The organism is Neorhizobium petrolearium, assembly GCF_017873175.1.
Classification (GTDB): Bacteria; Pseudomonadota; Alphaproteobacteria; order Rhizobiales; family Rhizobiaceae; genus Neorhizobium; species Neorhizobium petrolearium.
This window is the reverse complement of sequence record NZ_JAGGJW010000003.1, coordinates 35450-48765: the sequence shown is the minus strand read 5'-3', so window position 1 is coordinate 48765 and position 13316 is coordinate 35450. Positions and strand designations below refer to the sequence as shown.

At 61.0% G+C, this 13316-nt stretch carries 14 protein-coding genes; 8 read left to right on the top strand and 6 right to left on the bottom strand.

Annotated elements, in window-relative coordinates:
* The first annotated feature begins 60 nt into the window (after positions 1–60).
* A complete protein-coding gene (locus J2046_RS06460) occupies positions 61–594 on the top strand; it encodes a cupin domain-containing protein (RefSeq protein WP_210050378.1) in 534 nt (177 codons plus the stop codon).
* Positions 587–793 carry a SlyX family protein gene (locus J2046_RS06455; protein ID WP_210050377.1) on the top strand — a complete coding sequence of 69 codons (207 nt, stop codon included), beginning with the start codon at positions 587–589 and terminating at the stop codon, positions 791–793. Before J2046_RS06460 ends, J2046_RS06455 begins: the two co-directional genes overlap by 8 nt.
* Before the next feature lie 5 nt (positions 794–798).
* On the opposite strand, the gene J2046_RS06450 is transcribed toward J2046_RS06455, so the two are convergent.
* The 4 genes from J2046_RS06450 to J2046_RS06435 all read right to left on the bottom strand — a co-directional run bounded on the left by J2046_RS06450 (position 799) and on the right by J2046_RS06435 (position 8020).
* The gene (locus J2046_RS06450) at positions 799–1980 is read right to left on the bottom strand and encodes a low temperature requirement protein A (protein ID WP_210050376.1); all 1182 of its coding nucleotides are present in this window, start codon (positions 1978–1980) and stop codon (positions 799–801) included.
* Positions 1981–2287: 307 nt separating this feature from the next.
* On the bottom strand, positions 2288–3427 hold the full coding sequence (gene dnaJ / locus J2046_RS06445; protein ID WP_037151876.1) for a molecular chaperone DnaJ: 1140 nt from the start codon (positions 3425–3427) through the stop codon (positions 2288–2290).
* Positions 3428–3522: 95 nt separating this feature from the next.
* Positions 3523–5424 (bottom strand): molecular chaperone DnaK, encoded by a 1902-nt coding sequence (gene dnaK / locus J2046_RS06440; protein ID WP_210050375.1) that lies wholly within the window; start codon positions 5422–5424, stop codon positions 3523–3525.
* Positions 5425–5629: 205 nt separating this feature from the next.
* Complete coding sequence (locus J2046_RS06435; RefSeq protein WP_210050374.1) at positions 5630–8020, bottom strand: transglycosylase domain-containing protein; 2391 nt, start codon at positions 8018–8020, stop codon at positions 5630–5632.
* Positions 8021–8231: 211 nt separating this feature from the next.
* Between J2046_RS06435 and J2046_RS06430 the strand changes: the two genes are divergently transcribed.
* From J2046_RS06430 to J2046_RS06410, 5 genes are all read left to right on the top strand, one after another.
* Positions 8232–8405 (top strand): hypothetical protein, encoded by a 174-nt coding sequence (locus J2046_RS06430; protein WP_210050373.1) that lies wholly within the window; start codon positions 8232–8234, stop codon positions 8403–8405.
* A 130-nt stretch (positions 8406–8535) separates the two neighbouring features.
* The gene (locus J2046_RS06425) at positions 8536–8718 is read left to right on the top strand and encodes a hypothetical protein (RefSeq protein WP_210050372.1); all 183 of its coding nucleotides are present in this window, start codon (positions 8536–8538) and stop codon (positions 8716–8718) included.
* A 130-nt stretch (positions 8719–8848) separates the two neighbouring features.
* Entirely contained in the window at positions 8849–9064 is a 216-nt protein-coding gene (locus tag J2046_RS06420; RefSeq protein ID WP_210050371.1) for a hypothetical protein, read from the top strand.
* Positions 9065–9568: 504 nt separating this feature from the next.
* On the top strand, positions 9569–9769 hold the full coding sequence (locus J2046_RS06415; protein ID WP_210050369.1) for a hypothetical protein: 201 nt from the start codon (positions 9569–9571) through the stop codon (positions 9767–9769).
* 78 nt (positions 9770–9847) lie between these two features.
* A complete protein-coding gene (locus J2046_RS06410) occupies positions 9848–10219 on the top strand; it encodes a hypothetical protein (protein WP_210050368.1) in 372 nt (123 codons plus the stop codon).
* A gap of 78 nt (positions 10220–10297) precedes the next feature.
* Here the strand turns inward: J2046_RS06410 and J2046_RS06405 are convergent, their stop codons facing one another.
* Entirely contained in the window at positions 10298–10783 is a 486-nt protein-coding gene (locus J2046_RS06405; RefSeq protein ID WP_210050367.1) for a YbaK/EbsC family protein, read from the bottom strand.
* A gap of 468 nt (positions 10784–11251) precedes the next feature.
* Here J2046_RS06405 and J2046_RS06400 point away from each other — a divergent pair, with 468 nt between their 5' ends.
* The gene (locus J2046_RS06400; protein ID WP_037151572.1) at positions 11252–11461 is read left to right on the top strand and encodes a cold-shock protein; all 210 of its coding nucleotides are present in this window, start codon (positions 11252–11254) and stop codon (positions 11459–11461) included.
* Positions 11462–11896: 435 nt separating this feature from the next.
* On the opposite strand, the gene J2046_RS06395 is transcribed toward J2046_RS06400, so the two are convergent.
* Positions 11897–13285 (bottom strand): dipeptidase, encoded by a 1389-nt coding sequence (locus tag J2046_RS06395; RefSeq protein WP_210050366.1) that lies wholly within the window; start codon positions 13283–13285, stop codon positions 11897–11899.
* Positions 13286–13316: the final 31 nt, after the last annotated feature.

Sequence of the window (13316 nt, the reverse complement as noted above, 5' to 3'; positions counted from 1 at the left end):
CACATGGACCGGCCGGTCCCGGTCGGTTAGTGTCGGCCAATTTCCAAGGGAGATTGCGCCATGACCGACAAGGACCGACCTTCCTGCATCGCCCATTGGGCCGAAGTCGAAAAGCCGACCGAGGGGCATTATCGCGGCGATGACGAACCGATGGGCTTTGGTGCGGCACTTGCCCGGCATTTCGGCCTGACACGGCTCGGCATCCATCACGAGCGCCTGCCGCCTGGCCGCCGCTCCTCCTTCCCGCATGCCGAGAGCCTGGAGGAGGAATTCGTCTATGTCATCGAGGGCACGCCGGATGTCTGGCTGGATGGCGAGATCTTCCGCCTGAAGCCGGGCGATTCTGTCGGCTTTCCTGCGGGCACGGGGATCGCTCATACCTTCATCAACAACACCGAAGCCGACGTGCGGCTGCTGGTGGTCGGGGAAGCCAGCAAGCCGGAGAATCGTATTTTTTATCCCAGGAACCTGGACATGAAGCCGATCCGCTCCGACTGGTGGGACGATGCGCCGGTACGCCCGCTTGGGAGGCATGACGGCATGCCCGATGCGGTGCGCGCCTGGAAGGCGGCGAAGGAAGCCAGCGATGAGTGACGAGGAAAGGCTGGTGAAGCTCGAAGAGCTTGCCGCCCATCAGGCCAAGGTGATCGAGGAACTGTCCGACCAGGTCGCCGGCCAATGGAAGGCGCTTGAGCAGGCCCGCATCAAGCTCGACCGATTGACGGAGCGGTTCCTGGAGCTGGAGGAAGCCTCGCGGGAGGCGGCGCCGATCACCAGGCCGCCACATTACTGAGGCGCTCAGGCGGCGGCGCGGCGGAACCGTTTCAGCGCCACATATTCCCATAGGGCGACGACAAGCAGGATCGTGCTCGCGAGTACCTGCGTGAGGAAATTCGCGATGAAGGGAACGAGCAGGAAGCAGGCGACAAGCAGGATGATGCCGGTGACGTGCGAGTAGGGGACGTAGCGTGAGGCCATGGTCTTCATCAAGGCCGTGCCGCCGAGAAACAGGATAGGGCCGCCGAGCAGCGCGAGAGCATGACTATACGATCCCGTTTCTTCGGGATGCGACAGGCTGAAATCCTCGCCGACCGCCGTCAGGATGATCCCTGCGACGATTGGCAGATGGCCGTAGGTGAAGAGCTGCTGGGCGATGATCTGCGGTTCGGCCGTCTCTTCCGCCTTATCGGCGGCACGCTCCTGTCCGTCGTGGAAATAGATCCACCACATGAGCACGGTGGACAAAAATGCACAGAGGAGGACCAGCGACGTGGCTTCGATCTCCAGATGGCCGGAGGCATTCTTGCCGGTGGTGATGATGGTCTCGCCGAGCGCGATGATGACGAACAACGCGCAGCGTTCGGCGAGGTGCTCTCCGCTGATATCAAGCGTTTCCTGAGGCGAGGGACCGAGCCTCGGCAGCCAGTACCGCAGCACCGGACCGATATATTCTATGGCAAGTGCCGCAATCCACAGGATGACACGCAGGCGCGGTTCCGAAACACCGCCGGCGATCCAAAGGACGCTCGACAGAAAGAGCCAGACGGTGATCCTGAGGAGGGACATGAACGAGCCGGCATCGCCTGCCTGCCGGAAGGCATAGAGCGCGAACAGCGAGCGGCCGAGCTGCATGGCCGAATAGGCGAGTGCGAAGGCAAGGCCCATATCGGTAAAGGCGCGAGGAAGCGTGATCGCCAGCACGATGCCGAGGAACATCATGGCAAAGAGCAGCAGCCGGACCGGAGTGATCTCCGTGTTCAGGAGGTTGGTGATCCATGTCGTGTGGATCCAGACCCACCACAGCGCGAAGATGAAGAGAAGCGTCTCTGCGGCGATGCCGAACGTGAAATCGGCGGCAAGCGTCTCGGAGAGCTGGATCAGCGCGAATACGAAAACCAGATCGAAGAAGAGCTCCGGAAAGCTCGCCCTGGTGGCTTCCTGGTCGTCCTGCCGAAGCCATTGTTGTCCGCTCTCGGTCATGCGAGCTCCCTGCGCTGGATAACCGAGGTAGATAGGGCGCTGGTCTGGACGCAGGAGGGGCAACCGCGAAAGTCGAAGCGATTGACCAAGGCCAACGAGGAAGCGTCTGGAGATCGAAAACGCGTCGGAACGGGCCGGCGAACACGCTGATGGCGCTCGGTGGTTATGCCTGTGGCTGGGCAAGGCGCTGCCGCCTGCCTGTTTCTCTTCGGACGGTACTCGCGAGTTCGTCCATCCAGTCGCCAGCATAAACGAAACGCCGGCCCTTTGGGGACCGGCGTATCTGTTTTCGGCTCGGGCCCCGAGCTCAGTTGTCGAAGAATTCCTTCATCCTAGCAAAGAAGCCGGTGGATTCCGGATTGTTCTCCTTCGACGAGAGGGATTCGAATTCCTGCAGGAGTTCGCGCTGCCGCTTGGTGAGCTTCTGCGGCGTCTCGATCTGGATCTGGATATAGAGATCGCCCGTCTGGCTGGATCGCAGTACAGGCATGCCCTTGCCCTTCAGGCGGAACTGCTTGCCGGGCTGCGTGCCTTCCGGCACCGTGACGCGGGATTTCGTTCCGTCGAGCGTCGCCACGTCGAAGGTGCCGCCAAGGGCTGCCGTCGTCATGGAGATCGGCACGGCGCAATAAAGGTCCGCCCCGTCCCTTTGGAAGAACTGGTGCGGCTTCACCGACAGGAAGATGTAGAGATCTCCCGCGGGACCGCCGCGCGTGCCGGCCTCGCCTTCACCCTGCAGGCGGATGCGGGTGCCGTCTTCGATGCCGGCCGGGATGTTGACCGACAGCGAACGTTCTTCCGTGACGCGGCCCTGGCCGTGGCACTTGGTGCAGGGATCGGTAATCGTCTGGCCGCGGCCGTGGCAGGTCGGGCAGGTGCGTTCGACCGAAAAGAAGCCCTGACTTGCGCGCACCCGACCCGAGCCCTGGCAGGTGGGGCAGGTCTTCGGCTGCGTGCCGGGTTTGGCGCCCGAGCCGGAACAGACGTCGCAGGTGATCGAGGTCGGAACCCTGATCTGCGCCGTCTTGCCGGTAAAGGCTTCTTCCAGCGAAATTTCCATATTGTAGCGAAGGTCGGCGCCGCGCTCGCGACCGCCGGCCGAGCGCCGGGCACGCCCGCCGCCCATCATCTCGCCGAAGATGTCTTCGAAGATATCGGAGAAGCCGCCGGCCGAGGAGAAGCCGGCCCCGCCGCCGCCGAAGCCGCCGCCCATTCCGCCCTGCTCGAAGGCGGCATGGCCGAATCGGTCGTAGGCCGCGCGCTTCTGGGGATCCTTCAAGGTCTCGTAGGCCTCGTTGATCTCCTTGAACTTCTTTTCGGCCTCGGCATCATCCGGGTTCTTGTCCGGGTGATACTTCATGGCAAGCTTGCGGAAGGCACTCTTCAGTTCCTTCTCGTCAGCCGTTCTGCCGACACCCAGCGTTTCATAAAAGTCTGCTTTTGCCATGGAGGTAACCGGCTCCGGAAAGGATTCCGGCTGCACGAAGGCAGCCGGATACACTGTCAACTATGGTCGAGGTCTTGCCATCAGGCAACCGGCTATCAGGCGGACTTCTTGTCGTCCTTCACTTCCTCGTAGTCGGCATCGACGACGTCGTCGTCCTTGCCGCCTTCGGAGGAGGCGCCTTCCGCCTGCTGAGCCTCATAGATGGCCTGACCAAGTTTCATGGACACTTCCATCAGGGTCTGCGTCTTCGCCTGGATGTCATCTGCATCCGGCTCGGAAGCCTCGACGGCAGTCTTCAGGGCAGCGATGGCGTCCTCGATGGCCTTGCGGTCGGTCTCGGAGACCTTGTCGCCGTATTCCGAAAGCGACTTTTCGGTCGAATGGATCAGGCTCTCGGCCTGATTCTTGGCTTCGACCGCGGCGCGGCGCTTCTTGTCGGCTTCGGCGTTCGCTTCGGCGTCCTTGACCATCTTCTCGATCTCGGCGTCGGAGAGACCGCCGGAGGCCTGGATGCGGATCTGCTGCTCCTTACCGGTGCCCTTGTCCTTGGCGGAAACCTGCACGATGCCGTTGGCGTCGATGTCGAAGGTGACTTCGATCTGCGGCATGCCGCGCGGAGCCGGCGGAAGGCCGACGAGGTCGAACTGGCCGAGCAGCTTGTTGTCGGCGGCCATTTCACGCTCGCCCTGCGACACGCGGATCGTCACGGCCTGCTGGTTGTCCTCGGCGGTCGAGAAGACCTGGGACTTCTTGGTCGGGATCGTCGTGTTGCGGTCGATCAGGCGGGTGAAGACGCCTCCAAGCGTTTCAATGCCGAGAGACAGCGGGGTCACGTCGAGGAGCAGAACGTCCTTGACGTCGCCCTGCAGAACGCCGGCCTGGATCGCGGCGCCCATGGCGACCACTTCATCCGGGTTGACGCCCTTGTGCGGTTCCTTGCCGAACAACTGCTTGACGACTTCCTGCACCTTCGGCATGCGGCTCATGCCGCCGACGAGAACCACTTCGTCGATTTCGGCGGCGGTGACGCCGGCATCCTTGAGCGCTGCCTTGCACGGAGCAACGGTCCGCTGGATGAGGTCGTCGACCAGGCTTTCGAACTTGGCGCGGGTGAGCTTCATCGTCAGGTGCTTCGGACCGGAAGCGTCGGCCGTGATGAACGGCAGGTTGATTTCGGTCTGCTGCGAGGACGAGAGCTCGATCTTGGCCTTTTCGGCAGCTTCCTTGAGGCGCTGCAGGGCAAGCTTGTCGTTCTTGAGATCGATGCCGTTGTCCTTCTTGAACTCGGCCGCGAGATATTCGACGAGGCGCATGTCGAAGTCTTCACCACCGAGGAAGGTGTCGCCGTTGGTAGACTTCACTTCGAAGACGCCATCGCCGATTTCCAGCACGGAAATATCGAAGGTGCCGCCGCCAAGGTCGTAGACGGCGATCGTCTTGCCGTCCTTCTTGTCGAGGCCATAGGCGAGGGCCGCCGCGGTCGGCTCGTTGATGATGCGCAGAACGTCGAGACCGGCGATCTTGCCGGCATCCTTGGTGGCTTGGCGCTGGGCGTCGTTGAAGTAGGCCGGAACGGTGATGACGGCCTTTTCGACCTTCTCGCCGAGATAGGATTCGGCGGTTTCCTTCATCTTCTGAAGAACCATCGCGGAAATCTGCGACGGAGAATACTTTTTGCCCTGGGCTTCGACCCAGGCGTCGCCATTGTCGCCCTTGACGATATGATAGGGAACCAAGCCCTTGTCCTTTTCGACGGTCGGGTCTTCGTAGCGGCGGCCGATCAGGCGCTTGACAGCGAAAAGCGTGTTCGTCGGGTTGGTGACTGCCTGGCGCTTTGCCGGCTGACCGACGAGGCGCTCGCCATCATCGGTGAATGCGACCATAGAGGGCGTGGTGCGCGCGCCTTCAGCGTTTTCGATCACCTTCGCATCCTTGCCGTCCATGATGGCGACGCAGGAATTGGTGGTTCCGAGGTCGATGCCAATTACTTTTGCCATTTCTTCTCTCTCCTTTAAGCGAACCGTCGGAACCCCGTTCAGGCATTCCCTTGACAGTTCCTCGACTGGGATGGTCTTTCAGATTTCGCAGCACCGGCTGCGGTCATGCCGCGTATATAAGGACGGGTTTTTCCGACTGCAAGGCGAGAAATCGCCTGTATCTCAGCAAATATAAGACTTTGCTCTATCCTTTTGCGATCGCGCTTCACTGGCCCATGAGGATGTCGAAGAGCGTCGTCTGTCGCGGCTGGCCGGTGGAGCCTGTGGCGCCGACCTCACCGGGCGGAACGGGGCCGCCGACTCCCCCGGGCGGAATGGGGGCGCGCGCGTCATAGGGGCCGCGATACTGGCGGTAGTCGCGCCCCGGCACATCGGCAGGCGGCACGAGATTGCCATAGGTGCGGTCGTTATAGGGGTTGCGCTCGACGGAGGCGGAATCCCGGGCGGGAGGCCTTGGCGCCGGCGGATAATCGGGAGGAAGCTCCTCCTGCGCACGGCGGGCGGATCCGGGAAGGATGCCGGAAATAATGTCTCCGATCGTCGTCGGCTCGGACGCCGGCTGGGCTGCGGGAGGCGGCAGGACAAGCCCGCGGCCGGTGCCGAAGAGCGGCGTCGGCGTATAACCCTTCATCGCCGCCGTCATGTATTCCTTCCAGGCCCTGGCCGGCAATCCGCCGCCCGTCACCTTCTTCATGTAGGCGCCGTCATCGTTGCCGAACCATACGCCCGTCGTCATGATGCTGGTATAGCCGACGAAAAGCGCGTCACGGAACGATTGGGTCGTGCCGGTCTTGGCGGCGGCCTGCCATCCGTCCAGCCGCGCTGCCCTGCCGGTGCCCTCGTTGATGACGCGATTCATCATGCTGTTCATCGTTGCCGCCACGGGTTCGCTCAAGACCCGCGGCGGATTGGTGTAATCGGCCTCGTACAAAACCTTTCCGTCGGTATCGAGAATGCGTTTGACGATATGCGGGGTCGCCTTGTAGCCGCCGTTCATGAAGGAGGCGTAAGCCGAGGTGAGCTCGACCAGCGACACTTCCGACGTGCCGAGCGCGATCGAGGCATTGGCCTGCAGGTCGGAATCGATGCCGAGCCGATGTGCGAGGCTCACCACGTTCTCCGGTCCGACTTCCATGACGAGCTGCGCGGCAATCGTATTGAGCGACTGCGCAAGCGCCGACGCCAGCGTGACATCGCCGCGATATTTCTCGTCGAAGTTCTCAGGCGTCCATTTGCCGATCGTCACCGGCGCGTCGTTGCGGATGGAATCCGGTCGGGCGCCTGCCTCCAGTGCCGCGGCATAGACAAAGGGCTTGAAGGCCGAGCCCGGCTGGCGCTTCGCCTTGACCGCTCGGTTGAACTGGCTTTCCGCATAATCCCGGCCGCCGACCAGCGCGCGGATCGCGCCCGTCGCATCGACGGAAACGAGGGCCGCCTGCGATGCGTTGAGCTTGCCGCCTTCCTTCTTCAGGACATCGTTCAACGCCTTCTCGGCGGCTTCTTCAAGCCTGAGGTCGACCGTGGTCTCCACGACGACGTCGACCTTCGGTTCGCCGATCAGGCCCTTCACTTCGTCGACGACCATGTCGGCTGCATAGTGCTGCGCGCCGGACCAGTAGCTTTTTGCCTTGGCCGGCGGTTGCGACATGGCGGTTTTGAGGTCGCTGTCGGTGATATACCCTTCTTCGCGCATGGCGCCGAGCACGACTTGGGCACGGGCTTCCGCTGCCTGCGGATCGCGAGCAGGCGACAGGCGGGAAGGCGCTTTGAGAAGGCCGGCGAGCGTCGCGGCTTCGCCGAGATTCACGTCGCGGGCGGATTTGTTGAAATAACGCCGGGAGGCGGCTTCCACGCCGTAGGCATTCGAGCCGAAGAAGACGCGGTTCAGATACATGGCAAGAATCTGGTCCTTGCTGAACTTGTGCTCCAGCCAGAACGAGAGCAGCACTTCCTGTATCTTGCGCTCGAAAGTGCGCTCCGGCGACAGGAAAAGGTTTTTGGCGAGCTGCTGGGTGATGGTCGAACCGCCCTGGATCGGCTGGCCCGTCAGGTTGTTGACAAGCGCGCGCGCAAGGCCGAACGGATCGACGCCGAAATGGGAATAAAAGCGCCTGTCCTCGATGGCGATTACCGCCTGCGGGAGGTAGGGCGACATTTCCTCGAGCGCCAGCGCCTCGCCGCCGGTCGAACCGCGGTTGGCGATGACGGAGCCATCGATCGCCGTGATCTTCATGTTCGGTGGACGGTCCGGGATCGACCATGTGCTGGCAGCCGGCATCTGTGCCCCATAATAAAGGACAAGGCCGCCGACGCCTATGCCGCCCCAGATCGCAAGTACGATGCACCAGTAGACGAGGGAACGCAGTGGGCCGAAGAAGCCGCCGCCTCTCCGGCGTTGAGACGCCTTCTTTCGGGAGGGGCGAGGACGTTCAGGGCGCTCGGCGCGGTCGTCTTCTCTTTCCGCTTTTGGCAACCGCCTGACAGGCCGCCCTGTGCCCACGATGCGCTCGTCCGCGTCGAGACGGATATCGTCACGCGCCCGCGGGCCCTCGAAGGACGGTTCAACGCGCCTGTCTGATCTGCCTCTGGCTGCCATGATGAGCCGGCTTACCCCCGTTACTCGCCTGTCAAAACAGGCCGTTACTCGATTGTCCGATCGCCCGGGCCTTCGCTGGACTCTAAATGCGGCGATTTAAGGAGGGGTAAAGGAAGGTTCTTTCGTCACTCCAGCCATGGGAAGCTTGACATCGGTTCCGATTTATGAGAACAAAAAGAGAACAAAGGAGTTGCCGCAAAGGAAAACAAGGATGACCAGAGCCGAACAGGTGATTGAGCGCGCCATGGCCGCCGTTGCGGCATCCCGGGCAATCCGCGAGGCGGAGGCGGAGCGTCGGCGCGAGATATTCCAGAAGATTCAGGTCGCCAGCCAGCGTAAACCGAATATTCCGAAAGGTATCCAGCTTCCACTGGACCTGCATTGAGGCATCCGGGAGTTGTTTCCGGGTGGAGGTTCGGAGTTTTACTTCCCTCACCTTAAAAAAGCCGCTTCTGTATGGAAGATGCTGGCAGGGTCCGTGTTGTGATGGACTCCGCCCTGGAGGAGGGGAGGAAATGTACAAGATCGTCGAGGCGGTCGTCCGCAAAGGGGACGAGTTTGTTCCCGTTGGGCTTGTCAGTATCAAGCAGGCCCTTGAGATGCCCGAAAAGCCACCGTTTGAATTCAGCCATCCGGCTTATGAAGCCGGAAAGACAGATATATTCGTGAACCGCGAAACCCTTTCGAAATTGATGTAATTGGCCCGGCGCGAGCGACGGAGCAGGGAAAACGGCAGGATAATGGCACTCGAAGACGAAAATTCGTGATTTCGGGTTCATTGCATTGCGGGGTAACCTGCTCTTGCAGCCACAGGGAAAGGAGAATGACATGAAGACATTTCTCGTAATCGCCGCAGTGCTTGGTCTGTCGTCATCCGTAGCCCTTGCGGAATGCCCCAGCCATAATGTGACGGCCTCCGCGAAGGTGGACAGGGAGATTACCACGGCGAGCATCACAACTCCGGCAGCGGGTGCGCGCAATGAACAGGCTGCGGTGCTGAAGCGTCAGCAGGCCGAAGGACAGAAGACCGAAGCCACCGAATAGTCGCCGCCCGCACCGGCCCCCGCACGGCGCGGGCTCCTCGTGCTTGCGGGAGAAACCGGCCGTCCCGACCGGCGCTGTCTCCAAAAAGGAGATGGCCATGGGCAGAAAGCCTTTTTGATGCCGGCTTGACGCAGGCAGGGCCCTAAGAGCATGACGCGCGCAAAAGTGTACAGCGGTTTTGCGATAACGATATGCGGAAAACAGGGAGCTCAAGCGGATCTGGAAGATTGTGGCGTGCTCTAGGTAGAAATCCCTACGCGTCTACCCTAATAATCTACCCCTCTTTAATTGTTGTTGCCAATTTATTAGGAAAGTCTCACGTTAAGCAGCCTTCGGTCGGAGACCTTATCGCTCCTCGGGTGGCGGCAAGTTCGACGCAAGTCTGTCGCAAAAAGCCGCCGATGATCGTCTCCGGTTTTCGTTGCAAACAGGCCGAAGGGATATGTTTGCCGATCGGACGAGATGTAGCGAGGTTCTATGTCTGCACATTCGATGTCTACACAAATGATCCGCAAGCCTGTCAATCCGGAGCAGCTCAACCTGCTACAGCAGGTTTTTGACCAGGCCTGCGCCGAGCACCGTATCGACAAGGCCAGCCCCGACGCAGAAGCGCTCGCGCTGATCCTCGTGAACTCCCTGCAAAAAGGCTCGGATGACAAGGAAAAGCTGTCGGCATTGGCCGAGGCTCTGGCCAAAAGCCGGTAGGCTCTTTTCCTGAAAAGAGGAACCTATCCGGCCTTCCGCAGTTGAACGATCTCTCGATCAACGCACAAGGAGGCCGGTATGGCAGAGCCAGTCAGAAACCTGAAGACGCCCATCAAATCGGATAGGTCGTCTTTCGACCACGAGCCCAGCGAAGACTTCGGCAACGAGATTGCAACGCTGCGCTCCGAGATCACCAGCCTGCGCGAGCTTCTCGCTGAAAAGACCGGCATGGCCTATGGCAAGATCGCAGAACGTGCCAGCGGTGCGGCAAGTTACGTTCAGCACGAGGCCTCTTCGGTCGCCGGGACGATCCGGGAACATCCTGCCGCCACGACGACCCTCTTTACTCTGATCGGCGCGATCGGCTTTGCGATCGGTTATGTCGTCGCGACCGCCGCGGCCGACAACAAGCAGGCGTGGTATCGTCGTTATATCAACGATCGCTTCTAGCGAAAGAGGAGGTCGTTTCCCGATGGCAGGTGCGGAAGGACGGGAAGCCAAAAGCGTGGCCCGTGACGCCGCGCACTTCTAGAAGGTTGCCTCGCCGTTCGCCGGCTCCTGGCTGACATCGACCCAAGTTGCTTCGGTCAGGCCTGCCATTCGGTCCGGGTCGATGCGGACGGCGGCGTTGATCGCGCCCGCCGCCGGCACGACCTCGGAAAATCTCCGGAGCGAGACGTCGCAATAGACCGGCACCGGTGTTGCAAGTCCGAACGGGCAGACGCCGCCGATCGGATGGCTGGTGATCGCCATGACCTCTTCGCTACCGAGCATGCGCGGCTTTGCGCCGAAACGATCCCGGAATTTCCGGTTGTCGAGCCGGCTTGCGCCTGACATGACGACAAGCGCCGTCATTTCGCCCGCGCGCACGCAGATCGTCTTGGCGATCTGTTCGGGAGCCACGCCATGGGCTTCGGCAGCAAGCGCCACCGTGGCGGAGCTTTCCTCGGTGACGATGACTTCGATTTCGGGAGCGCGGATGGCGAAGAAGGCGCGGACGGATTCGAGACTCATGAGTGAACCATGGCCCAGGAAAAGGCGTATCGCAAGCGAGGAAGAAAGCTATGCAATTTTTGCATTGCTGCGGTGCAAAATTTTGGCTGTTTTTTGAGCTTCAATGATGTATAACCAAATCGTCGACGGGCGCACTCCTCCTCCCAAGCGTCCACGATGGGACCAGCAACACCTCCTCCTCCCGGTTGTTGGTCAGTTTCAGAAGCCCGGCGCACCTCCTCCCGCGCCGGGCTTTCTGCTTTTGCCGACGCTGACGGCCCTCCTGTTTCAAGTCATCTGCAAGTGTCAGCCGGCCTTGACGCACGCCGTTGCGGGCACTAAATCCTCGACTATCGATATTTGTTTGATAGCCAGCACTTGGCTCATTTGCCTCGCCTGCGACGATCTCTCCTTCAAATACGAAACTTTTAACGTTCCTATGCGCCTAGGCGCGGAATAGTCGGTCATTTGCAAGAGAAAGGCATCGTTATGGCGACCGGTACTGTAAAGTGGTTCAACGCAACCAAGGGCTATGGCTTCATTCAGCCGGACGACGGCTCGCAGGACGTCTTCGTCCATATCTCCGCTGTGGAGCGCGCTGGCCTTGGTCAGCTCAAGGATGGGCAGAAGCTCTCCTACGAACTCGTCAGCGACAAGCGTTCGGGCAAGGTTTCGGCGGATCGCCTCCAGGCGGCCTGATCAGCGCGACAACCGACGCTTTTCGAAAGGCCGGCTTGTCCGGCCTTTTTTGATGTTTCCAGTTCGTCTCTTGCAGAAGCTGATGATCATCCCCATCTGTTGCTCAACAGCATTTCCGACGCACCGCATGGTCGGGGCTTGAGAAGGCCTGGCGATGATGTGTGTAACGGCAAATACGGGCGACCGTGCCGTCTCTAAAATGGTTTTCATGTCCGCGTTAACGGAATGTTTTCCATTTGGCGAAACGATGACCGCTGGAGCCCGAGTGATCTTACAGAAGATCGCAAGCGGGCGCGTCGGAAATGCTTGCCCCCATTTCGAGTGACCACGGATGTACTGGCACCGGTGAATGGGGTGGAAAGGTCGGGTTCGCCCGGCCTTTTTGTTTTTCAGGCCCTGCCGCTTCCACGGCAGGGTCTTTTCATGTCTCCGGAGTTACTTCGCAAGCGCTTCGATGATGCGCGTCCAGGAGCGGATGCCCTTGTGGAAGGACTTCAGGTCGTATTTCTCGTTCGGCGAATGAATCCGGTCGTCGCTGAGGCCGAAGCCGACGAGCAGCGACTCCATGCCGAGCATCTTCTGGAAATCCCCGACGATCGGGATCGAGCCGCCGACGCCGACGACGAGCGCCGGCTTCGCCCATTCTTCCGTAAGGGCGGTTTTGGCCTTGGTCAGCACAGGAGAATCATAGGCGAGCTGGATTGCCGGCGAACCGCCATGTTTCAGGAATTCCACCGAGCAATCGGCCGGGATCTTCGAGCGCACATAAGCGCGGAAGCTCTCGCGGATCTTTTCCGGGTCCTGTCCACTGACGAGGCGGCAGGAGACCTTTGCCGATGCCTTCGAGGCGATGACGGTCTTGAACCCCTGACCCTCATAACCCCCGCTGATGCCGTTGATCTCGCAGGTCGGCCGCGCCCAGAGGAGCTCGAGCAGCGAACGGCCCTTTTCGCCGGCGAGCTCGGAAAGGCCGACTTCGCCGAGGAAATCGCTGCGGCTGTTGCCCAGCGCTTCCCATGACGACTTGATGTTGGAGGGAGTTTCCTCGACGCCGTCGTAGAAGCCTTCGAGCGTCACGCGACCGGTTTCGTCATGCAAGCCGCCGAGGATCTTCGAAAGAATCTGGATGGGGTTGGCTGCTGCACCGCCATACATACCGGAATGCAGATCGCGATTGGCGGCGGTGATGATGACTTCCTCGCCGACCAGGCCGCGCAGCGAGGCTGTAATTGCCGGGGTATCCGCGTCCCACATACCGGTATCACAGACGAGCGCGTAGTCGGCCTTCAGCTCGTCGGCGTGAGCTTCGAGGAAAGGCTTCAATGAGGGCGAGCCCGATTCTTCCTCCCCTTCGAAAAGCACGGTAACCCGCACCGGCAGGTTGCCGTGCACGTCCTTGTAGGCGCGGCAGGCCTCCACGAAGGTCAGGAGCTGGCCTTTGTCGTCGGAAACGCCGCGACCGGTGACGATCTTGCGGCCGTTGCCGAGGTCCTTGACCTTGGGGTCGAAGGGGTCGTCTTCCCACAGCTCGGTCGGGTCGACCGGCTGCACGTCGTAATGGCCGTAGAAGAGCACGTGCGGTGCATCGGTGCTCGCGCCCGGATGATGGCCGACGACCATGGGATGACCGCTCGTGTCGCGCACAGAGGCTTCGAAACCGATATCCTCGAGCTCCGCCACCAGCCATTCGGCGGCCTTGCGGCAATCGTCCTTGAAAGCGGGATCGGTGGAGATCGACCGGATGCGGACAAGGCCGAACAGGCGTTCGAGGCTGGCTGTAAGGTTCTGGTCGGCGCGGTCGAGAACGGAGGAAAGATCAGTCATGAAGAGGTCCTGTCTTTGAAATGTGAGACCC

What these genes read in the sequence shown, in the direction of transcription:
- dnaK (WP_210050375.1), bottom strand. Translation starts at nt 5,424, where the DNA reads ATGGCAAAAGTAATTGGCATCGACCTCGGAACCACCAATTCCTGCGTC.
- J2046_RS06425 (WP_210050372.1), top strand. Translation starts at nt 8,536, where the DNA reads ATGTACAAGATCGTCGAGGCGGTCGTCCGCAAAGGGGACGAGTTTGTT.
- J2046_RS06455 (WP_210050377.1), top strand. Translation starts at nt 587, where the DNA reads ATGAGTGACGAGGAAAGGCTGGTGAAGCTCGAAGAGCTTGCCGCCCAT.
- J2046_RS06405 (WP_210050367.1), bottom strand. Translation starts at nt 10,783, where the DNA reads ATGAGTCTCGAATCCGTCCGCGCCTTCTTCGCCATCCGCGCTCCCGAA.
- J2046_RS06430 (WP_210050373.1), top strand. Translation starts at nt 8,232, where the DNA reads ATGACCAGAGCCGAACAGGTGATTGAGCGCGCCATGGCCGCCGTTGCG.
- J2046_RS06410 (WP_210050368.1), top strand. Translation starts at nt 9,848, where the DNA reads ATGGCAGAGCCAGTCAGAAACCTGAAGACGCCCATCAAATCGGATAGG.
- J2046_RS06415 (WP_210050369.1), top strand. Translation starts at nt 9,569, where the DNA reads ATGATCCGCAAGCCTGTCAATCCGGAGCAGCTCAACCTGCTACAGCAG.
- J2046_RS06400 (WP_037151572.1), top strand. Translation starts at nt 11,252, where the DNA reads ATGGCGACCGGTACTGTAAAGTGGTTCAACGCAACCAAGGGCTATGGC.
- J2046_RS06395 (WP_210050366.1), bottom strand. Translation starts at nt 13,285, where the DNA reads ATGACTGATCTTTCCTCCGTTCTCGACCGCGCCGACCAGAACCTTACA.
- J2046_RS06460 (WP_210050378.1), top strand. Translation starts at nt 61, where the DNA reads ATGACCGACAAGGACCGACCTTCCTGCATCGCCCATTGGGCCGAAGTC.
- J2046_RS06450 (WP_210050376.1), bottom strand. Translation starts at nt 1,980, where the DNA reads ATGACCGAGAGCGGACAACAATGGCTTCGGCAGGACGACCAGGAAGCC.
- J2046_RS06435 (WP_210050374.1), bottom strand. Translation starts at nt 8,020, where the DNA reads ATGGCAGCCAGAGGCAGATCAGACAGGCGCGTTGAACCGTCCTTCGAG.
- dnaJ (WP_037151876.1), bottom strand. Translation starts at nt 3,427, where the DNA reads ATGGCAAAAGCAGACTTTTATGAAACGCTGGGTGTCGGCAGAACGGCT.
- J2046_RS06420 (WP_210050371.1), top strand. Translation starts at nt 8,849, where the DNA reads ATGAAGACATTTCTCGTAATCGCCGCAGTGCTTGGTCTGTCGTCATCC.